The sequence below is a fragment of the Aeromonas taiwanensis genome (genome assembly GCF_000820165.1).
In the GTDB taxonomy this organism is placed as follows: domain Bacteria; phylum Pseudomonadota; class Gammaproteobacteria; order Enterobacterales; family Aeromonadaceae; genus Aeromonas; species Aeromonas taiwanensis.
Window position 1 is genome coordinate 127,506 of record NZ_CDDD01000087.1, and the last position, 20,658, is coordinate 148,163.

22 protein-coding genes are annotated in these 20,658 nt (G+C 60.5%); 9 read left to right on the plus strand and 13 right to left on the minus strand.

Features of this window, described 5'->3' with window-relative positions; all coding sequences use genetic code 11:
* Window positions 1-7: 7 nt before the first annotated feature.
* Window positions 8-640 carry a trimeric intracellular cation channel family protein gene (locus tag BN1136_RS15475; RefSeq protein WP_043761701.1) on the minus strand — a complete coding sequence of 211 codons (633 nt, stop codon included), beginning with the start codon at window positions 638-640 and terminating at the stop codon, window positions 8-10.
* On the opposite strand from BN1136_RS15475, the gene BN1136_RS20295 reads away from it, so the two are divergent.
* The 9 genes from BN1136_RS20295 to BN1136_RS15515 all read left to right on the plus strand — a co-directional run bounded on the left by BN1136_RS20295 (window position 639) and on the right by BN1136_RS15515 (window position 9,647).
* The gene (locus BN1136_RS20295; RefSeq protein WP_152552625.1) at window positions 639-1,025 is read left to right on the plus strand and encodes a hypothetical protein; all 387 of its coding nucleotides are present in this window, start codon (window positions 639-641) and stop codon (window positions 1,023-1,025) included. The two genes, BN1136_RS15475 and BN1136_RS20295, sit on opposite strands and share 2 nt — an antisense overlap.
* Window positions 1,022-1,921: a flagellin N-terminal helical domain-containing protein gene (locus tag BN1136_RS15480; RefSeq protein WP_043761517.1), complete on the plus strand. Its 900-nt coding sequence runs from the start codon at window positions 1,022-1,024 to the stop codon at window positions 1,919-1,921. The genes BN1136_RS20295 and BN1136_RS15480 overlap by 4 nt, the downstream gene beginning before the upstream one ends.
* Before the next feature lie 599 nt (window positions 1,922-2,520).
* Entirely contained in the window at window positions 2,521-3,420 is a 900-nt protein-coding gene (locus tag BN1136_RS15485) for a flagellin N-terminal helical domain-containing protein (protein ID WP_043761515.1), read from the plus strand.
* A gap of 515 nt (window positions 3,421-3,935) precedes the next feature.
* On the plus strand, window positions 3,936-4,835 hold the full coding sequence (locus tag BN1136_RS15490; RefSeq protein ID WP_043761512.1) for a flagellin N-terminal helical domain-containing protein: 900 nt from the start codon (window positions 3,936-3,938) through the stop codon (window positions 4,833-4,835).
* Between the two features lie 41 nt (window positions 4,836-4,876).
* Window positions 4,877-5,350: a flagellar protein FlaG gene (locus BN1136_RS19990; protein ID WP_231557900.1), complete on the plus strand. Its 474-nt coding sequence runs from the start codon at window positions 4,877-4,879 to the stop codon at window positions 5,348-5,350.
* 34 nt (window positions 5,351-5,384) lie between these two features.
* Window positions 5,385-6,779 (plus strand): flagellar filament capping protein FliD, encoded by a 1,395-nt coding sequence (fliD, locus tag BN1136_RS15500; RefSeq protein WP_043761510.1) that lies wholly within the window; start codon window positions 5,385-5,387, stop codon window positions 6,777-6,779.
* 20 nt (window positions 6,780-6,799) lie between these two features.
* Window positions 6,800-7,222: a flagellar export chaperone FliS gene (gene fliS / locus BN1136_RS15505; protein WP_043761507.1), complete on the plus strand. Its 423-nt coding sequence runs from the start codon at window positions 6,800-6,802 to the stop codon at window positions 7,220-7,222.
* Between the two features lie 29 nt (window positions 7,223-7,251).
* On the plus strand, window positions 7,252-7,545 hold the full coding sequence (locus BN1136_RS15510) for a hypothetical protein (protein ID WP_043761694.1): 294 nt from the start codon (window positions 7,252-7,254) through the stop codon (window positions 7,543-7,545).
* Entirely contained in the window at window positions 7,545-9,647 is a 2,103-nt protein-coding gene (locus BN1136_RS15515; protein ID WP_043761505.1) for a motility associated factor glycosyltransferase family protein, read from the plus strand. Before BN1136_RS15510 ends, BN1136_RS15515 begins: the two co-directional genes overlap by 1 nt.
* A 93-nt stretch (window positions 9,648-9,740) precedes the next feature.
* Here BN1136_RS15515 and BN1136_RS15520 read toward each other — a convergent pair whose 3' ends face one another.
* The 12 genes from BN1136_RS15520 to mtnN form a co-directional block, all read right to left on the minus strand.
* Window positions 9,741-10,406 (minus strand): class I SAM-dependent methyltransferase, encoded by a 666-nt coding sequence (locus tag BN1136_RS15520; RefSeq protein ID WP_043761503.1) that lies wholly within the window; start codon window positions 10,404-10,406, stop codon window positions 9,741-9,743.
* Window positions 10,407-10,423: 17 nt separating this feature from the next.
* Window positions 10,424-11,464 carry a pseudaminic acid synthase gene (gene pseI, locus BN1136_RS15525; protein ID WP_043761501.1) on the minus strand — a complete coding sequence of 347 codons (1,041 nt, stop codon included), beginning with the start codon at window positions 11,462-11,464 and terminating at the stop codon, window positions 10,424-10,426.
* Window positions 11,461-12,024: a UDP-4-amino-4,6-dideoxy-N-acetyl-beta-L-altrosamine N-acetyltransferase gene (gene pseH, locus BN1136_RS15530; protein WP_043761498.1), complete on the minus strand. Its 564-nt coding sequence runs from the start codon at window positions 12,022-12,024 to the stop codon at window positions 11,461-11,463. Before pseH ends, pseI begins: the two co-directional genes overlap by 4 nt.
* Window positions 12,006-12,950 carry a hypothetical protein gene (locus BN1136_RS15535; protein ID WP_043761496.1) on the minus strand — a complete coding sequence of 315 codons (945 nt, stop codon included), beginning with the start codon at window positions 12,948-12,950 and terminating at the stop codon, window positions 12,006-12,008. Before BN1136_RS15535 ends, pseH begins: the two co-directional genes overlap by 19 nt.
* Complete coding sequence (locus BN1136_RS15540) at window positions 12,951-14,240, minus strand: aminotransferase class III-fold pyridoxal phosphate-dependent enzyme (protein WP_043808833.1); 1,290 nt, start codon at window positions 14,238-14,240, stop codon at window positions 12,951-12,953. It lies immediately after the preceding gene.
* Window positions 14,237-14,992, minus strand: a complete 756-nt coding sequence (locus BN1136_RS15545) for a cytidylyltransferase domain-containing protein (RefSeq protein WP_043761482.1) — start codon at window positions 14,990-14,992, stop codon at window positions 14,237-14,239. The genes BN1136_RS15540 and BN1136_RS15545 overlap by 4 nt, the downstream gene beginning before the upstream one ends.
* Window positions 14,989-15,834: an aldo/keto reductase gene (locus tag BN1136_RS15550; protein ID WP_043761479.1), complete on the minus strand. Its 846-nt coding sequence runs from the start codon at window positions 15,832-15,834 to the stop codon at window positions 14,989-14,991. Before BN1136_RS15550 ends, BN1136_RS15545 begins: the two co-directional genes overlap by 4 nt.
* Window positions 15,825-16,967, minus strand: coding sequence for a UDP-4-amino-4,6-dideoxy-N-acetyl-beta-L-altrosamine transaminase (gene pseC, locus BN1136_RS15555; protein ID WP_043761478.1), 1,143 nt, complete (start codon window positions 16,965-16,967; stop codon window positions 15,825-15,827). Before pseC ends, BN1136_RS15550 begins: the two co-directional genes overlap by 10 nt.
* The gene (gene pseB / locus BN1136_RS15560; RefSeq protein WP_043761475.1) at window positions 16,964-17,968 is read right to left on the minus strand and encodes a UDP-N-acetylglucosamine 4,6-dehydratase (inverting); all 1,005 of its coding nucleotides are present in this window, start codon (window positions 17,966-17,968) and stop codon (window positions 16,964-16,966) included. Before pseB ends, pseC begins: the two co-directional genes overlap by 4 nt.
* Before the next feature lie 103 nt (window positions 17,969-18,071).
* Entirely contained in the window at window positions 18,072-18,914 is an 843-nt protein-coding gene (locus BN1136_RS15565) for a cobalamin-binding protein (protein ID WP_043761473.1), read from the minus strand.
* Entirely contained in the window at window positions 18,907-19,806 is a 900-nt protein-coding gene (locus BN1136_RS15570) for a cobalamin biosynthesis protein (protein WP_043761488.1), read from the minus strand. The genes BN1136_RS15565 and BN1136_RS15570 overlap by 8 nt, the downstream gene beginning before the upstream one ends.
* 59 nt (window positions 19,807-19,865) lie before the next feature.
* A complete protein-coding gene (gene mtnN, locus BN1136_RS15575; protein ID WP_043761470.1) occupies window positions 19,866-20,558 on the minus strand; it encodes a 5'-methylthioadenosine/S-adenosylhomocysteine nucleosidase in 693 nt (230 codons plus the stop codon).
* Between the last annotated feature and the right edge of the window lie 100 nt (window positions 20,559-20,658).

Below are 20,658 nucleotides of genomic sequence, written 5' to 3' on the forward strand. Positions count from 1 at the left end.
GACCGGTTCAGTTGCGCTGCAGCGAGAAGGTGGGCAGGGAGAGATGCCAGTAGATGGCCGCCACGCGCAGGCCGAATACCCCCAGCATGCTGATGAGCATGGCGCTCACCCTCTCCACCCCGACCTCCAGTGACAGGGTATAGAGGATGCCCCCCAGGATGCAGGCGGTAGCGTAGATCTCCTTTTGCAGCACCATGGGTACCTCCCGGGCCAGGACGTCCCGGATCATGCCACCCGCCACCCCGGTCATGGTCCCCATGAGGATGGCAATCAGCCCGGAGGTGCCAAAATTGAGCGCCTTCTGGGCACCTATGACCGTAAAGAGCGCCAGCCCGAAGGCATCGGCCACTGGCAACACATACCAGGGCATGCGGCGGGGCAACTTGACCATCCACATGCCGATGAGCGCCGTGGCGATCACTACCCAGATATAGAGGGTGTCGCGCACCCAGAACACCGGGGTCGCCCCCAGGATCATGTCGCGGATAGTGCCGCCGCCGATGGCGGTGACAGCGGCCAGCACCATGACACCGAAACCATCCATCCTGAGCCGCCCAGCCACCAATACCCCCGAAAACGCAAATACCGCAGTACCAAACATGTCGCTGATGTAAACAATCTGCTCAACCAGAGTCTGCATGGAGAACAACTCACGTCCAATAGATGATGGGGCGGCGATTTTAGGGGCAAGCCGTGGGGATGAACAATGGAGGAGTGCAAAAGTGAGAGCCAGCGCCGGTTTCTGGATACGTGGCCTGGATGGCCGCCTCGCCTTGTCTGGCGCGGGATCCGCCCCTTTGCCCATGGGCTGGGTGCGCACGGCGGGAAAAAATCCCGAATTTTTCCTCAAGGGTGAGGGATTGAGGCCGATATATAGGTTAGGCGGCGATTACTGCCATAAAGGCAGAAAAAAGAAATTAAAGTCTCACGAAAAGACGCCGTTAACTAAACATATCAGGCACAAAACAAAAGAAAGCCTGAGTGAATTAAAGATAAATTTTAATAGCTTAGGAGAAAAGTCATGAGTCTGTATATCAATACCAACGTTTCATCGCTCAACGCTCAGCGTAACATGATGAACAGCACCAAATCCCTGGATACCTCCTACACCCGTCTGGCCTCCGGCCTGCGCATCAACAGCGCGAAAGACGATGCGGCCGGCCTGCAGATCTCCAACCGTCTGACCTCTCAGGTGAACGGTCTGGATCAGGGTAACCGCAACGCCAACGACGGCATCTCCCTGGCGCAGACCGCTGAAGGGGCCATGGACGAAGTGACCGGCATGCTGCAACGTATGCGCACCCTGGCCCAGCAATCTGCCAACGGCTCCAACTCTGCCAAGGATCGTGAGGCCCTGCAGAAGGAAGTGGATCAGCTGGGTGCAGAGATCAACCGTATCTCCACCGCCACTACCTTTGCAGGTACCAAGCTGCTCGATGGCACCTTTGGTGGTACCTTCCAGGTCGGTGCAGATGCCAACCAGACCATCGGATTCAGTCTGAGTCAGGCCGATGGCTTCAGCATCTCCGGGATTGCTGCAGCAGCGGCAACCACTATTGCCACCACGGCCGCAGCCGTTGGCATTTCAACCGTCTTTGTCGGTGGTAGCGCCGGTGGCATCAGCATCAGCAGCCAGAGCAACGCCCAAAACGTACTGGCTGCCGTTGATTCCATGTTGACCGTAGTTGACAGCAAGCGTGCCGAACTGGGTGCGGTGCAGAACCGGCTGGATTCTACCATCCGCAACCAGGCCAACATCTCCGAGAACGTGAGCGCCGCCCGCTCCCGTATCCGCGATGCGGACTTCGCGACCGAGACTGCGAACATGACCAAACAGAACATTCTGCAGCAGGCCGCCTCCAGCATCCTGGCCCAGGCCAACCAGCGTCCGCAGTCTGCACTCTCCCTGCTGCAAAACTAAGCAGGGGAAGTTTGAGAAAAAGAAAAGGGCGGTTGTTCAGGCCGCCCTGGTAAACAAGATGGAACAATGGGGTGTTCGGATTTACGCCTTGTTCTATCGAAAGAGAAGTTCTCTTATTGGTATACCCCTCGAGTGTTGCGCAGATCGTTCACTCTGTCATCCTCGAGGTTGTTCTCCTGAGCGTAAGCTCTTCTTTGGCCGACATTGTCGGCCTTTTTTATGGGCGCCGAAAAAATGGCGACACCAAAAATAAAGCACAAACCGTGCCAGTTAATATCTTCCGTGGACTGATGACGAGCCTCATGGCGACATGGCCGGGCTTCCCGATCCTTTCTTGTGATATCCAAACTCGGACAGTATTAGGGTCGTGCATAAATTGCTTAAAGCTTCTGGCGAGATGGCCGTTACAGAAGGTGAAGCAAATCGAGGGGTGTTCGGAAATCCAACATTTGCGCAACTGCGGGTCCGATGTCCGTTCAAACAGAGGGCCCGCCAGGTGAGACAGAACCGTTCAATCTGTCCATCTGAACGGTGGGATCCTGACCGTGTATTGGCACCGGCAGGGCCCGCAGTTTCTTGTTCATCAGGAGAAATTTTTTATGGCCATGTTTATCAATACCAACACTTCATCATTGAACGCCCAGCGTAACTTGATGAACACCACCAAGTCGTTGGATACCTCTTACACCCGTCTGGCTTCCGGCCTGCGCATCAACAGCGCCAAGGACGATGCGGCGGGCCTGCAGATCTCCAACCGTCTGACCTCCCAGGTCAACGGCCTGGATCAGGGCAACCGCAACGCCAACGATGGCATCTCCCTGGCACAGACCGCAGAAGGGGCCATGGACGAAGTGACCGGTATGCTGCAGCGCATGCGCACCCTGGCACAGCAATCTGCCAACGGCTCCAACTCCGCCAAGGATCGCGAGGCCTTGCAGAAGGAAGTGGATCAGCTGGGGTCCGAGATCAACCGTATTTCCACCGATACCACCTTTGCCGGCACCAAGCTGCTGGATGGCAACTACAACGGTAGTTTCCAGGTGGGAGCGGATGCCAACCAGACCATCGGTTTCAGCCTCTCTCAGGCTGGGGGATTTAGCATCTCCGGTATTTCCGCTGCTGCAAACACAACAGTGACTGCCGCGAGTGGTGGTACCCTGGCCGTGAGTACCATCTTCTTGAGTGGTAGTGCGGGTGGCATCAGTATCAGTACTCAAACCAATGCGCAAAATGTTCTGGCTGCCGTCGATTCTATGTTGGGGATAGTGGATAGCAAGCGTGCCGAGCTGGGGGCGGTGCAGAACCGGTTGGACTCCACCATCCGTAACCAGTCCAACATCTCTGAGAACGTGAGCGCCGCCCGTTCTCGTATCCGGGATGCGGACTTCGCGACCGAAACCGCCAACATGACCAAGCAGAACATCCTGCAGCAGGCTGCGTCCAGCATTCTGGCCCAGGCCAACCAACGTCCGCAGTCTGCGTTGTCGCTGCTGGGCTAATAGACTTGAAAGGGGAGGTCGTTCAGACCACCCCGATCCGCACAATGGGGGCATCAGCGCTGGTGACCCCTTCTATCCTGCTCTAGGTGAGCCTGAATGTTTTGTTGACCGACGCTTGTCGGTTTTTTATTGGCACCATAAGGGGTTAGCCAGAACTTACCCATCAGTTGCTGCAATTTTCCTTTTGTTGAAGCGCCGAGAGTCGGACATCAGCGTTCGCACAACACACATTTACTTTCTGATCTCTTCCTGAGCGGAAGGGATTTGCCTCTTTATTGACGAGAGCGGCAATAAATCTCCTAAAGCTTCCGATGAGGCTGCCGTTACAAGATATGAAGCAAATTGAGGGGTGTTCGGAAATCCAGCATTTGCGCAACTGCGGGTTCGATGTCCGTTCAAACAGCGGATCCGCCAGATGGCACAGACCGTTCAATCTGTCCATCTGAACGGTGGGATCCTGACTGTATAGATATCAGCAGAGCCCGCAGTTTCTTGTTCATCAGGAGAACTCTTTTATGGCCATGTTTATCAACACCAACACTTCATCATTGAACGCTCAGCGTAACTTGATGAACACCACCAAATCGTTGGATACCTCATACACCCGTCTGGCCTCTGGCCTGCGCATCAACAGTGCCAAGGACGATGCGGCGGGGCTACAGATCTCCAACCGTCTGACCTCCCAGGTCAACGGCCTGGATCAGGGCAACCGCAACGCCAACGACGGCATCTCCCTGGCGCAGACCGCAGAAGGGGCCATGGACGAAGTGACTGGCATGCTGCAGCGTATGCGCACCCTGGCACAGCAATCTGCCAACGGCTCCAACTCTTCCAAGGACCGCGAGGCTCTGCAGAAGGAAGTGGATCAGCTGGGGGCCGAAATCAACCGTATCTCCAAGGACACCACCTTTGCCGGTACCAAGCTGCTGGATGGTAACTACAGCGGTAGCTTCCAGGTGGGGGCGGATGCCAACCAGACCATCGGTTTCAGCCTCTCCCAGGCTGATGGATTCAGCATCTCCGGTATTGCCGCTGCGGCCAACACGACCGTGGATGTCGGGACCGTCATCGGTACTGCCATCAACGTCACGGCAATTTTTGCTGCAGGTAGCTCTATCAGCATCAGCACTCAGAGTGGCGCTCAGCAGGTTCTGGCTGCTGCCGATGCCATGCTGGGGGTGGTTGACAGCAAGCGTGCCGAGCTGGGTGCGGTGCAGAACCGTCTGGACTCCACCATTCGCAACCAGGCCAATATCTCGGAAAACGTGAGTGCAGCACGTTCCCGTATCCGTGATGCGGACTTTGCGACCGAAACCGCCAACATGACCAAGCAGAATATCCTGCAACAGGCGGCTTCCAGCATCCTGGCCCAGGCCAATCAGCGTCCGCAGTCTGCACTGCAGCTGCTGGGTTAAGCGGGCCATAACGTCAACATCATTGATATGAGGAGCAGCAGATGGCCAATGAATCGATAGCCATGCCTTCTGTTACTTCGACGCCCACACAACATGGCGGCCCTCAGGCCGCCATGCCTGCCTCTTCCCCCATTGCGGGTGGAGAAAGCCAGGCAAAACAGGCAAGTGTCGAGCCGGCAGTCAAGCCATCAGCAGCCAAGCCATCAAAGGAGCCCTCTGTTCATGCCAAAGCGCAGGAGTTGAACAAAGAGAAAGCCTTGATGGAGAAACAGGCCCAAGAATTGCAAGAAAGGTTGGACAACCTCAGCAAAATGAAGGGGTGGACGATCAATTTCAGTCTGGTCCCCGAGTTTGAACAACCTGTGGTCAAGGTGATCGACGTGGAAACCAAACAGGTCATCCGTCAGATCCCCAGTGAAGAAATGCTCTTGATGAACAAAAGGTTGCAGGCTATGGAACAGGACGGGGGCAATGTGACCAGCCTCTCCGGGATCCTGTTTGATGGTCAGGTGTGACCCTCTTTTTTAAGTTGATAGACAGGAGGACGTGATGGCAATTACCTCTGCGGGGGCGGGGTCTGGACTCGATCTTGAGAGCGTGATTTCGGCGAGTGTGTCAGCCAAGAAGGCCCAGTTGCAACAGCCGATCATTACCAAGCAGAACAGTACCCAGATCTCCTTGTCTGGCATCGGGCAACTCAAGTCCTCCATCTCTGCCTTTACCGACATCCTCGAGAAGCTGAGTGCCCCTGGTGCGTTCAACAAGCGTGCCATCAACATTACCCAGAGCAAAGATGACCCTGTCTTGAAGGTGGAGAGCAAGTCAGGCGCCTCCAATGGGCAATACAACATCATCGTCAATAAGTTGGCAGAGACGAGTCGCCAGGAGGGGATTTTCGACAGCTCGACCACGTCTCTGGCCACTCAGGACGGACAGCTGACCTTCAAGGCGGGCGACAAGACCTTCACGGTCGATGTCAAAGCGGGGGATACCCTGCAAGACATTCGCAAGAGCATCAACAGCAATGGCGACAACTTCGGCCTCAGCGCCAACATCGTCAACACCGCGGACGGCAAGGCCAAGCTGGTGATCGACTCCGGCATCTCGGGCGATGGCAAAGATTTGACCATCACCGGGAATACCGCCGAGCTTGCTATCTTCGAGGCGGGTGGCGGTGTCATGAATCAGACTCGTGCGGCCAGCAGTGCCGAGATCAACGTGGATGGCAACGTCCTCAAGAGTGACACCAACACCTTTGATGATTCCATTCAGGATCTCAAGGTGACGGTACTTCGTGTGTCGGACAAGGACAGCGCAGGGGATCTCAAGGCCAACAAGGTCGATATCACGACCGACAAGACATCCATTCAGGATCTGGTTCAGCAGTTTGTGGATGGTTACAACACCCTGCAGGACAAGATGACTGCTCTGAGCAAACGCAACAGCTTCGTGGGGGGGGAGAAGCAGGACGATGGCGGCGCGCTGGCGGGGGACTCCACGACCCGTGCCATCAGCTCGTTCATGAGCAACTTGCTGGTCAGCCCCTCCGAGAACAGCAGTACCTACTCCACCATCTTCGAGGTTGGCATCAAGATGGACAACAAGGGAAAGCTGTCGCTGGACAAGACCAAGTTCGGCGAGGCCGTCGACAAGAACTTCGATCAGGTAGTGGCACTCTTTGGTGAGGAGAAGGGGCTGGCTGCCACCCTGAATTCCGGCCTGAAGGAGTACACCAAGAGTGGCGGCATGCTGGCACAGCGGGAAGATGTTCTGAATTCGGACTTGCGTGCGCTGACCCAGAAGACGGCGACGGCAAATGCCCAGCTGGCAAAATATGAAGCGGCATTGCGTGCCCAATATGGCAGCCTGGATGCCTTGCTGGTCAAGATGAACAATTCTGCCTCTGCATTGGCCACCTTGCAGACGAATTATCAGAACTCTTGATAGATCGAGAGACGTAAAATATGTACAAACGCAATATCAAAGCATATACGGCTGGCAATCTTGCTGCCGATCTGGCCACGGCAGATCCCCATCGCGTCATCCAGCTGATGATGCAGGGTTGCCTGGAGCGCCTGGCCCAAGCCAAGGGCGCCATAGAGCGCAACGACATGGAGGCGAAATCCATCGCCGTCTCCAAGGCTCAAGGATTGTTGCACGGGTTGCAGGATGCACTGGATCTGAGCCAGGGGGCCATGGCCGAGAATCTTTACGGGCTCTATGCCTATATGGATGAACGAGTTTGGGATGCCAGCCTGGCGCGGGACGTCGCGCCCCTGGACGAAGTCATGGCGCTGATGCTGACCATCAAGTCTGGCTGGGATCAGGTGCCAGAAGCAGAAAAGCAGCAAGGCTTTCAGATGAGACAGCAGTTGGGTGAGCTGTGAGCGGCACGTTGGCGGCCCTCGAAGCGGCAATGGCCAATAATGCCCATCTGATCGAAGAGCTATTGCAACGCCAGGAGTATGACGAGGCCTTGCAATGCATGGATGAACGGCTGGCATTGATCGACAGTCTGGTGCAACTGGCCAGCACGGATCCGGCACAGCAGTCCGCAGTGGCGGCCCTGGCCGCTGCTCTGTCTATCCAGGAAGAGAACCTGAAGGCCCTGGCGGCCAGCCATCATCACGCCATTTTCGAACGGCTGGCGCAGGTCGGGAGAGCCAACCGGGCCGGGCAAGCCTATCGCGTGAACAGCAAGGAGTACTGATGTCCCTCAATATCGATGCGGCCCTGGTTCAAGCAGAACAGGAAGCTCGGCGGCTTCAACAGCAGGCGGATCAGGAAGCGGCCATGGCGGTGGCCTTGCCGCTGCGCTTTGAACAGAATATGGCGGCATTTCGCCAATATATTCCCCACGTTGCCGACATGTATGAGTCATACCAGCCCATCCGCCCATTCCGGTTCTTCTGCAACGAGAATGGCCAACCCAACCTGGCCTGGCTTGACGATGATGTCGCAGTCTACGGCAAAGAGCCCTACCTCATCTGTGAGACGCTGGTCACCGAGTTCATGGAGAAAGGGGGGCTATCCAAGTTCTCTTTCAGCCAGGAGGCGAACCCCCTTGGCTTTATGCACGTCGAGTACCTCAACAAGCTGAACGCCTACCTTGACGACATTTCTGCCAAGGAAGCCTTGCTTGGACACGTGCCCAACGAGGTACCCAGTGCCCTGGTATTCGGCGTTGGTCTCGGGTATCACCTCGGCTATCTCTATGAAAGGTGCAAGATAGGCACTCTCTTCCTGTTCGAGCCGGACCTGGATCTCTTTTACGCCTCGCTCTATTGCTTCGACTGGGCGCCGCTGCTCGATTACTTGCACCAGGAGAATCTGGGGATGCAGATCCTGCTGGGACAGGATGAAGAGACCATCGTCAAGGATTTCGCCTCGGCCATTCACCAACGTGGTTCCTTCCTCATCGCCAATGCCTTCATCATGTGGGGCTATCAGAACGACAAGATCAAGAAACTGATCGAGAAGGTGCAGCAGGAATATTACCTGCTGGTGATGGGATGGGGTTTCTTCGACGACAACCTGATCGCCCTGTCCCACACCATCCACAATATCGAGCGCGGGGTTCCGTTCCTGCAAAAAGATCGACGGCTCTCCTCCCTGTATCAGCGTACCCCGGTTTTCATCGTCGCCAACGGCCCCTCGCTGGACGAATCCATCGCTGTCATCGAGCGCAACAAGGACAAGGCCGTCATCATCTCTTGTGGCAGTGCCATCTCGGCGCTGCACAGGGTGGGGATCAAGCCGGATATCCATGTCGAGACCGAGCGCACCAAGATTGTCTACGACTTCCTGGTGAATCTGGAAGACCCCGAATATCTGCGTGACGTGCTGTTCCTGAGTACGGACGTCATCCACCCCGACTGCGCCACACTGTTCAACCGCTCGGCTCTCGCATTCAAACTTAGCGAGCCCGGTGTAGTGCTGTACCAGAACTACTTCTCGTCGCTCAAGCCCTGTGCCGCCCTCGGTGGGGTCAATCCCCTGGTGGGTAACATCGGCATCAGTGCCCCCGTCCATCTGGGCTTCAAGCAGCTCTATTTGTTCGGTCTGGACAATGGCTACAAGCACAAAGGACACCACCACTCCAAACTCAGCTCCTACTACAACGACGAAGAGAACGCCGGTGCTCTGGGGGAGATGATGTATGGCGACAGCCTATGGCAGCGGGAAGGCAACTTTGGCGGCACCGTCATCAGCAATGCCATGTTTGATACCTCCCGCCGCGTGATGGAGCAGGTCTTGGCAAACAATGACGAGGTACGCTGCTTCAACTGCAGCGATGGCGCCAGGATTGCCCATACCAGGGCCTTGCCAAGCGGTGAGATAAGCCTCTCCCAGCCTGTCGACAAGGCCGCCCTGCTCGATGAGATTGCTGCGCTCTGTGCCCCTATCCCCTTGTCCAAGGACGATTTCTCGTCACTGCTCGACGTCGAGTTCTTCAATATCTTCGTCGACAAGATGATGGATGAGTGGCGTCAACCCTTCTCCTCCCGAAATGAGCTGAACCAGCTGATGCTGCGCAACTTTGGCTATCTCGCCCAGATAGCCGCCACGCGCCAGCAGCATATCTCCCAGACCATGGTGGGATCGATGAACTATGTCTTCACCCTGTTGAGCTCCATTCTCTACTCCTTTGAGGGGGAAGAGGAGACTCTGGAGCTGATGCAACCCGCCATCGAACTCTGGCTGGAGTTTTTGGGGAAGGTGAGGGAGATGTATCCCAGGGCGCTCGACAGCGTAGACATGATCGATAACGAAGTGATGGCGCTGTTTAGAAAGAAAACCGTGAAAAGCTGACTGGACGCGCCGGGAGTGCCGCGAGATGAGCTGATGCCGTTCCCGGAGCCAGACGTGAAGCAACAAAATACCGACCCTGAGGTCGGTATTTTTTTATCTTGAAGGGTAGGGGTTTTGCGCCGCGAGCAGCCTCGCATCCTTGCGCAGGATCTGCACCGAGATCAGCGCATCCGGCTCGAGTTCGGTGTCGCCGTCGTGATGCTGCACATGCTCGAACAGACGGTGGTATCCCGGATGCCAGGCAAACAGATCGCTGTAATTCATCTTGTAGCTGAAGAGATTGGCGTGATGCTGATAGTCGTTGCGATAGTGTCCGGCTGGCGGGTTGAAATCCAGTATGGTCATGAGGCCCCGATCGGCCAGCAGCGCATCGCTGCCGGCGGCAATCTTGAACAGATCCTGGGGATCGCACAGATAGAGACAGAAGCCGAAGATGATGAGGTCGACGGGTTCCATCTCGGGCAGGTTGTCGGCCGTCCCCACGGTAAGGTGCAATCCAGGGTAGCGGGAGAGGCCATCCTGGATGGCGCTGGCCGAGGGATCCACCCCATAGCAGCGTGCACCGTAATGCTCGGCCAGCTGTGCCAGCCGCCAGCCGTTGGCGCAGCCTATCTCCAGGATCCTGGCGGGTTTTCTGCCCAGGTATTCCAGCGCCTTGAAGATGGGGTCGCTTGCCAGGGACTTGCCTAGGATGGCGGTCTTGTTGCGTTCGTACCACTCGTTCCCTTCCCGGGACATGAAGACGTTCTTCTGATCCATGCAGAGCTCCTCGACCGTTAGGAAACCAATGACCAGGCCAGGGGCGTGCCGGCCTGGATATCCTGGCTGGCACGGCGACCCAGCAGGGAGGGAAGATGAACTGGGGGCAACCCGTGGGCAGGCCGGATGGAGCGCACATTACGGGACGTGAAGGTATCCCCCGCTTTCATGTCCTCGCAGACGAAGAGGGAGCGGGCAAATTGCCGATTTCGCAGCGTCTTGTCGTTGAGTTGGTAGTTGACCACTCCCAGGGCGGCCTCGACTTGCCGGATCCCCTCGACCATATGGGCGAACTCGTCAGGTGTCATGGAGAAGGAGGCATCCGGTCCTCCTAGCGCACGATCCAGGATGAAGTGCTTCTCTATCACGCGGGCGCCCAGGGCGGCGGCGGCCATGGCGACCGCTTCTCCCAGGGTATGGTCGGACAACCCCACCTGGACACCAAACGTCTGCCTCATATTGGGGATAGTAAGCAGGTTGGCCTCTTCCACCGGGGCTGGGTAGGAGGAGGTGCACTTGAGCAATGTGATGTCGTGATTGCCCACGCGTCGGCAGGCCTGCACGGCGGCATCGATGTCGGCCAGGGTGGCGATGCCGGTCGAGATGATCATCGGTTTGCCCTTGCTGGCGGTGTACTCAATCAGAGGAATGTCGGTGATTTCAAACGAGGCGATCTTGTAGAGAGGGACGTCGAGAGCCTCCAGAAAATCGACGGCACTGGGGTCGAAGGGAGTGGAGAAGAAGATGAGCCCCTCCTTGTGCGCTTCCGCTTGGATGGCGGCATGCCACTCCCAGGGGGTGTATGCCTCCTGGTAGAGCTTGTACAGGGTGGTGCCATCCCAGAGGGTGCCCTGATTGATCTGGAAGTACTCATTGTCGCAATCCAGGGTGATGGTGTCGGCCGTATAGGTCTGGATCTTGATGGCATCGGCCCCGCACGCCTTGGCTGCGCGCACTGTCGCGAGGGCCGTTGCCAGGTCGTGGCCGTGATTGGCCGACAGCTCTGCAATGATGAAGCAGTGATTCGGATTGATGACGTTAGCCATGGCTTGGGTCATGGATGTTTCCACTCCTGTTCAGTGATCCCCATGAGCACGAGATCGACATAGTTGGTTGTCTGGGGGCGGCTGACGGCCTCTCGCCAGGCGCCTTCATGGCGAAAGCCGGCGCGCAGATAGGCCTGGATGGCTCTTTCATTGTCTGCCGCGACCTCGAGCTTGAGGGTGTGTAGCTGGGCGACCTCGAAGGCGAGCCGATTGACGGTGGCCAGCAGGCGGGCGCCCAGCCCCTTGTCGGGGCGAAAGGGATTGCGATAGATCCCGAGCCAGCCCAGGCGGTTGTGCCAGTCGAGCCGATGCAGGGAGATGACGCCGGCAGACCCTCGGTCGTCCAGGCAGAGATAGTTGACGTTGCGAGTGTCCTCAGACTGACGCGCCATGAAGGCGAGATGTGCCTCCAGGCTGATGTCACCCCCACTGTTCATCCAGCGCGCGACCTCCGGGTGGTTTCGCATCTGCCAGACGGTGACTACTTGCTGCTCGTCCAGCATGGCGAAAGGGATGAGGTGGATCCCGGCGAGATTGAAGCGCTGCTGCAGCACTAGGCCTGGTTGAGCCATGCGAGTGCCTCCAGGGTGCCGTTACCTGCCATGAGTGCCTGCAATCTGTGCGCCCGACTGGCACGCTCGTCCGATACCGCCAGCCTGGACAGCCCCAGCTCCAGGCGGGAGAGCAAGGCCGGATCATGCCACCATCCCCCAGAGAGAAAGGCATCAGGGCCGCACCAGCCCGCCAGCTGGTTGGCCTGGTTGTCGGCGACGCCAATCAGCATGCCAGGCAAGCCACAGCGGGCGAGCTCATAGGCCGCTTGCCCGGCTGCGCTGATGGCCAGATCGCAGTGACACATGAGATCGACCATCTGGGTGGCGTCGAGGTTGTGATGCTGCTGGCATCCCCACAGGCGGGGATCCGGTTCGCGGTTGACGACGTGCAACTCGGCTTCCGGGGCGTGCTGGTGCAGCAAGGTCACCAGACTCGGCGTCAGGTCGCGGATGTCGGTTCCCCCCATGATGATCAGGATGCGCTCGATGCGCTCGGAGACTCGAGTGCGAGGAGGCACGGACCAGAACGGGGGGCGCAGGGGCTGCCAGCCCGGTCCCCACCGCCAGGTGGCGGAGCCGGATGGGATGCCCGGAGCGCCGGGGCAGGCGTGGATCACCAGCCCCCGGGGGTAATCCAGCCGTTCGGTGTCATCGAGGTACATCACTCGCACAAATCCCGCGGCCATGCTCTGCAGCGTCTCCAGAGTGGCCGAGTAGGAGTCGACGATGGCGACCGCCTGTTGCGGGGGGATGGATTGCTGCTGCCAGCGCCCCCAGCTGACGGACTCCCCTTCGAGCAGGGTACTGGCAAGCGCATCGCCGTCCACCACCCAGTGGACGGCGCCCCCCTGTTGTCGCCAGGCCTGCGCATAGGCGCCGCAGCGGCTGAGGTGACCGAGGCCCCGAGCCTTGTCCCCTTCACTGAAAATCCACAGTGGCAGCACTCAGCGCACCTTGAATACCGGCTGGATGGGTTCGCCGTCCAGAGCCTGATGGATGGCCTTGTCCGCGTCTAGGCGGATAAGCGCCGGCAGGACCTCGGCGTAGACGGCCAAGAGGGTCTGGACATCCTCTTCGCCGTGGGCAAGGTTCAGGTTGTGACTGCCGAGGCTGAGGATGCCCCGCTTGCACAGCTCCTGGATGAAATAGCTCTTGAGCAGCCAGCTGGAGTGGTTGGGGGAGTCGCCGATGAGCAGGAAGCTCCAGCTCGGATGACCGGCACTCTGCAACCAGCTTGGGGCGTTCAACTGCTGGAGCAGGGCATCGAGCCCGCTCTGCAGTTGCTGGCCTCGCTCGGCCAGCCGTGCTGGCACATCGAGCCGGCGCATCTTCTTGATGACGGCGTTGGCCGCCGCCAGGGCGATGGCATCGCCGCCGAAGGTGCCGGAGAAGAAGATGTCTTCCATGCGGCGCATGTATTCGCGGCGGCCCACCACGGCGGAGATGGGGAAGCCATTGGCCATGCCCTTGCCGAAGGCGGCCAGATCCGGCGTGACGCCAAAGAGGGTCTGGGCGCCGCCCAGATGGAAGCGAAAACCTGTGATGGTCTCGTCGAAGATGAGCAGGGCGCCGTGATCATCGCACAATTGGCGCAGACCGGGCAGGAAGTCCGGGGCGGGCCAGGCGACGTTCATGGGTTCCAGGATCACGGCGGCAAATTCGCCGGGATGGGCCTCGAGCTGCGCCTTGAGCGAGGCCAGATCGTTGTAGTCGAAGCGATGGGTGAGCTCGCGCACGCATTCGGGCACTCCCAGATGGCGGGTGGTGGAGCCGATGTACCAGTCCTGCCAGCCGTGATAGCCGCAGACGGCGACCCGCTCCCGTCCAGTCACGGCGCGAGAGAGGCGAATGCAGGCGGAGGTGGCGTCGGTGCCGTTCTTGCCAAAGCGGACCATCTCGGCGCAGGGAATGAGCTCGATGAGCTGCTCCGCCACCTCGGTTTCCAGGCGGTGGGGCAGGGAGAAGATGGAGCCCAGATTGAGCTGTTCCTGCACCGCCTGATTTACCTCGGGGTCGCAGTAACCCAGGCTGATGGCCAGAAGGCCGCTGGCAAAGTCCAGATACTCGTTGCCATCCACGTCCCAGACCCTGGCGCCCTGGCCACGTTCGATGAAGAGGGGCGCCGCACCGTAGGGGAAGCAGAGGCGGCTCTTGGAGAAGGTCTGGGAGCCCAAGGGAATACTCTGCTCGGCCCGGGCGGAGAGGGTCAGTGAATGCTGATACCGTGAGGTCATGAGTAGTTCTCCTTGGCCAGCGAGCTTGCCAGCCCCTCATTGCGTTGATGTTGGGTATTCAGGGTCGCCAACTGCGGCTCACGCGCCAGCAGGGCGAGAATGTCGTCGGTGGCAAAGGCCGGTTTTGACGGGTAGAGCCGCTGATAGATTTGCTCGACCAGGGCGAAGTCGGCGGGCTCGTCCACCGTCCAGCGCAGATGGGCGAGGCTCGGCTGGCGCACCAGCTTGCCTATCTTGAACTGCGCCTCGTGCTGGCGGATGTAGTAAGTCACGTGCTCGCGCTGGGTCGGGGTGTGGGCGCACCCAGCCAGCAGATCCAGGGTGGCGGCGCTCAGGATCTCGGCGTCCAGCCCATCCGGGTAGCTGGGGTCCCAGCAGTTGCTGCTGTAGTCGTAGCCGCCGGTCAGATGCAGCTCGATAAGCTCGTCGATGAGGGCGGGATCCGCCAGCGGGCAATCCCCGGTCAGCCTGACGACATGAGCGGGGGCAAAGGGCTGGGCCGCCAGCTGGAAGCGTTGCAGCACGTCGTCCAGCGGGCCGCGAAAACAGGGGACGCCCAGCTCGGTGCAAAGGGCCGCGATGGCCTCATCCCCGGCCTGGTCGCTGGTGGCGACCACCAGTTGATCCAGCCTGGCCGAGCGCTGGAGCCGCTCGATCTGGCGGGCGAGCATGGGCACACCGAGCAGGGGCCTGAGCACCTTGCCCGGCAGCCGGCTGGAGCCTGCCCTCGCCTGTAGTATTCCGAGGATCATGATGTTCTCCACATGGCTGGGTTGATGAGGGCCGGTTCGCTGCAGGCAAGGGTGGCCAGTTCGTCGTCATGACTGGGGTGCAGATGGAGATGGGCTGATGCGATGGCTGCCAGCTCGTGTGCATGGCAGACCCCCACCACGAAGCGGCTGACCTGGGGCAGAGCCGGGATCAGGGAGAGCGCTTTGTGAAGGGAGGAGAGATGGGGGCGCCACCCGTCCAGCCGTGCCAGCGGTTCACGGAAGGCATCAAAATAATCGGGGCGAAGATCTGGCCGCATCAGGAGCAGGCCTTGCAGGAACAGGGACCGCACGTGGATCTCACATCCGGCTGCCTGCAGCCTGTCGAGCCAGCCCGAACGCAGGAAACGCTGATCGAGCAGGTTGGCAGGGAGCTGCACCAGCTCCAGGGGATAACCCTGATCCAGCCACAGTGCCAGCTCTTCGGGGGCATAGACGGAGACGCCCACCTTGCCCACCTTGCCCTGATGCTGCAGCTCTGCCAGCTGCTCGAACAGGGCGGGGCTGGCATCCTGGCTGCGGTGCAGCAGCAAGCCATCCAGCCTTGCGCGCGCCAGGCGTTGCAGGCTGGCCTCCACCGAGGTGGCGACGTCTGCGGCTTGGATGCCCGGCGCCAGTTTGTCTATCAGTTGAAAGTCGGCGCTGTGGTGGTGCCCGAGCCTCTCCTCGGCCTTGCCGTAGGCCTGGGCCGTATCCAGGGTATCCATCCCCAGCTTGCGGGCCAGGGACAGAATGGCGACGAGCTCGTCATCCTGCACCTCGCCCGCATGATTGCTGATGCCATAGTCGAGTCCGAACTGGACTGTCCCCAGGGCTAGGCGCATAGCACGGATTCCAGCGCCCGCACCACCTGATCCTGCTCATCCAGAGAGAGGGTGGGGAAGAGGGGGAGGCTGATTGCCTGCCGATAATAGGTCTGGGCGCCGGGGTAGGCCGCAGGATCATGGCCCAGCTCGCGATAGTAAGGCTGGGCGGGAATGGGCATGTAATGGACGTTGACGCCGATGCCGGCCTCCCTCAGCTGGGCAAACACCCGATCCCGGTCGGTGACCCGGATTACATAGAGGTGGTAGCCACTGTGCCTGTCATCTATTTGGCGCAGGGGTTGCGCCGGTAGCCGGGTCAGCAGTTCGTCGTAGCGGGCGGCCAACTGCTGGCGCAGCTCGATGAAGCGAGGCAAGCGGCCGAGCTGACTCAGCCCGAGCGCAGCCTGAATGTCGGTCAGACGATAGTTGAAGCCGAGCACCTGCTGTTCGTAGTACCAGCCCCCCGGGCTGGGGGCGCAGAGCTGTTCGGCATCCCGGGTAATCCCATGGCTGCGGTAGAGGCGAAGCCGTGCGGCCAGTTCGGCGCAGCGGGTAGTGACGGCTCCCCCTTCCCCCGTGGTGATGGGTTTGACGGGGTGGAAGCTGAAGACGGTCATGTCACTGTGAACGCAGCTGCCGATGGGGTGCCCCTGATAGCTGGCGCCCAGAGCATGACAGGCATCCTCGATGAGGTGCACGCCGTATTGCCGGCACAGGGCGCCTATCTCGGCGAGATCGCAGGGCTGACCCGCCAGATGCACGGCGACCAGGGCTCTCGGCTGACGAGTGGTACCCTGAACCCGTTGCAGTTTCTCGCGCAGCGCCGTCACGCTGAGGTTGCCGGTATCGGGCTCCACGTCGACGAAGTCCACCTGGGCACCGCAGTAGCGGGCACAGTTGGCCGAGGCGACGAAGCTGATGGCGGAGACCCAGACCCAATCTTCTTCACCCAGTGACAGTGCTGCGCAGGCGAGGTGCAGGGCCGTGGTGCCATTGTTGCAGGCGATCACATGGGGAACCTGGCAATAGTTGGCCAGTCCCTGCTCGAAGGCGGGCACCGTCTCGCCCTGGGTTAGGTAGTCCGACTTCAGGACAGCGACGACAGCCTCGATATCTTCATCCGTGATGGATTGGCGTCCATAGGGGATCATTCGGCTAGCACCTGTTGATTCATGACTTTCAATTCTTCTATCGACAGGAAATGGCGATTGTTGAGGGAATTGTATTCGAAGCCGTGTTCGACCTGAGTAGCACGCTCCCCCTGTGCATTGACGGCGAAGTCGTTGTTGCGACTCGTGAAGGTGATGCTGGGAGCGATGACGTAGTAGGTATCAAATTCATAGGTGTGGTAGGAGTCGTCGGCCGGGCACATCACCTCGTGCAGCTTCTCTCCCGGGCGGATGCCGATGATCTCCTGGGGCAGGTCCGGCGCCATGGCGCTGGCCAGATCCGTGATGCGCACCGACGGGATCTTGGGAACGAACACTTCCCCCCCCTTCATGCGGGCGAAGTTGGTCAGCACGAACTCCACCCCCTGTGGCAGGGTGAGCCAGAAGCGGGTCATCTCGGCATGGGTGATGGGCAGACGGCTGGCACCTTCCCGGATCAGTTTGTCGAAGAAGGGGACCACGGAGCCGCGAGAGCCGACCACGTTGCCGTAGCGTACCACCGAGAAGATGGTGGGATGTTTGCCCGCCATATTATTGGCGGCCACGAACAGCTTGTCGGAGCAGAGCTTGGTAGCGCCATAGAGGTTGACCGGATTGGCCGCCTTGTCGGTGGAGAGGGCGATCACCTTCTCGACGCCGTTGTTGAGGGCCGCCTTGATGACGTTTTCCGCGCCATGGATGTTGGTCTTGATGCACTCCATGGGGTTGTACTCGGCGGCTGGCACCTGCTTGAGGGCGGCGGCATGAACCACGAAGTCCACTCCGTGCATGGCCATGTCGAGGCGCTCGCCATCGCGCACGTCGCCGATGAAGTAGCGCATGCAGGGATGGTTGAAGCGCTGCTGCATCTCGAACTGCTTGAGCTCATCACGGGAATACACGATCAAACGGCTCGGCGTGTACTGGGAGAGGACCATCTCGATGAACTTCTTGCCAAAGGAGCCGGTACCCCCGGTGATCAGGATCGTTTTTCCGTTGAACATGTCATTGTCCCGTTATGGAGTGAGTGTCTGTCAGAGTGTGAAGCATATTCTATGCCATATCACTGGGACGCCATGGGCGACCCAAGCCCATTGCCATGATGGCTCAGGGGCCCGGTTGAGCGTTCTGGGCGATCGCCTCGCATATCTGCTCCACCGCGTTGAGGGCGCGGGGGGTGAAGCGGTGCAGCTCGTCGGCGTTGATGAGGGCGAGGCGGCGGTGATTGACCGCATCCAGCATGGGCCACTGCCGCCAGTGGTCCAGCACCTTGGGGTCCCGGCCGCCGGCCAGGATGAGCCCGGGGTTGGCCTTGATCACCTGCTCCAGCCCGACCTGGGGATAGGGTGTGGCCGCCTGCGCCATGATGTTGCGGGCCCCGCAGAGGCCGATGGCCTGGCCTGGCCAGGTCGAATCGTTGACGCTGGTGAGCGGCGGGTACCAGAGCTGGTAAAAGACGGAGACGGGCTTGGGCTCGCCATAGCGTGTCGCCAGGCTGCTTAACCTGGCGAGATAGGCGTCGGCCTGCTCGTCGGCCTGCTGGGAGACGCCGAGCAGGCGCCCGAGGCTTCGCATCTCGGTGGCCAGGGAGGCAAAGTCGGTGGGCTCCGAGTAGAAGACCGGGATGCCGAGCCGCTCGACCGGGGCCAGCATGCGAGCCTGGGCCGAGCGCCAGGCCACCACCAGATCCGGTTTCAGGGCCAGCAGGGCCTCGAGGTTGATGCTGCGATAGTTTGCCACGCGCGGCAGGGCCGCCACCCCGGCGGGATAATCGGAGGCGTCGTCGGTGGCGACGATGCGATCCCCGGCCCCGATGTCATACAGCAGCTCGGTCAGATGGGGGGTGAGGGTGATGATGCGCTGTGGCGCCGGGGGCGTCGCGCCCAGCAGGGGGGCGCTCACCAGGCAGAGCAGCAGGCAGAAGGCCCGCCAGTGGAAGGAATTAGCCATGGTGCAGTACCAGCAGGGTCAGGAGCAGTGCCAGGGCCAGCCAGCCCCAGCCCGCCAGCAGCAGGCAGCGAAGCAGGCGCCGTGGCAGGGGAGCATCGGGTTCGCGGCCTTCCCCCAGCACCGGGAGGCGCACCAGCTGGCCCTGATAGTAGCGCGGCCCGCCGAGCCGGCTGCCCGTGACCCGGGCCAGCAGGCTGAGCAGGCAACCCATGGCCGGATAGGGCCACTGCAGGGCCGGGCGCAGCGTGCTGCCAAGCTGGCGCAGCCGGGGCAGGCACAGGGGGAGCGCCAGCAACAGGGTCGCGGGGGCGCAGAGCCCCTGGTAGAGCGCCGAAGCGGCGCGGCCGAAGTGGACGAACGCCGCTTGCTTGGGGTTCCATGCCTGGTTCATCAGCTGGGCGAGGCGCCAGAGCAGGGCCCCCTGTACGCCGGCCAGGGCAAAGCCCAGCAAGGGACCGGCCCACTGGCCCACGAGGCGCAGCACGCAGGTCTCGCCGATCGCCTTGTTCAGCCCCATCACCGACAGCTTGCCCGTCTCCCGCTGGAGCCAGGGGGTCGCCTGCAGCCGCGCCACGACCAGGCTCTCCTGGGTCGCCAGGGACTGGTTCGCCTGGGCGAGTTCACGCAGGGGCCGGGATTCGAGCATCAACAGCAGGAACAGGAGATCGAACAGGGGCTCCGACAGGGAGAGGTTGCGCACCGCCCAGAGCCCGGCGGCGCAGGGTACCCAGACCACCAGCAGGGCCAGCAGCCCCGCCTGGGCCTGCTGGCGGGGTGAGCCGTCGGGGCGATACACCTTCTGGCCGAGGCGGGCCAGCAGGGGTACGGTGGCGCCAGGCCGAAAGCGGGCAGGCCAGGGCAGCACGGCTTCCAGCAGGGCTGCGCCTACCATGATGGCCGCCGTCGTCGAGGCGAGGGCGGTCAGCTGGGCATCCCAGGCGGGGGCGTCGATCACAGCTTGCCGAGCAGCGCGATGATCACTTCGGCGGAGTGCTGGCCCGCCACCTCGATGAAGGCATCGAAGGACTCTACCTGCTCCTTGCCGGCGATGTCGGACATGGCGCGCACCACCAGGTAGGGCACCTTGAACATGTGGCACACCTGGCCGATGGCGGCCCCTTCCATCTCCACCGCCAGCATCTGCGGGAAGTCGGCGCGCGCTTTCGCGATGGCGTCCGGCTTGCACATGAACTGGTCACCGGTGCAGATGAGGCCGACCTTGGTCTGGTGCTTGCCCTGCTCGGCGATGCAGGCCTGGGCCAGGGCGATCAGTTTTTCATCGCAGGGGAAGGCGGCGGGCTGCTGGGCCATCTGGCCCATCTCGTAACCGAAGGCGGTCACGTCCACGTCGTGGAAGCGCATTTCGCTCGCGATGACCACGTCACCGATGTGCAGATCCTGGGCGAAGCCGCCGGCGGAGCCGGTGTTGATGACGCAGTCGGGGGCGAATTTCTCCAGCAGCAGGCTGGTGGCGACACTGGCGGCGACCTTGCCGATGCCGGAGCGGGTCAGGATCACCTCTTTACCGGCCAGGCGGCCCTGGTAGAACTCGCAGCCGCCCAGTTGCAGGGTGGTGGGCTCGCTCAGCTGGCTGCGCAGTAGGGCTACTTCCTGCTCCATGGCGCCGATAATACCTACTTTCATCATCTACCTCGTCTCGATGGCCGCTGGGCCGGAAAAGTTGGCGGGGATGATAACAAAACTTGGCGGTGGCGCCGAGCATTGCGAGGGGGGGATAGGGGGG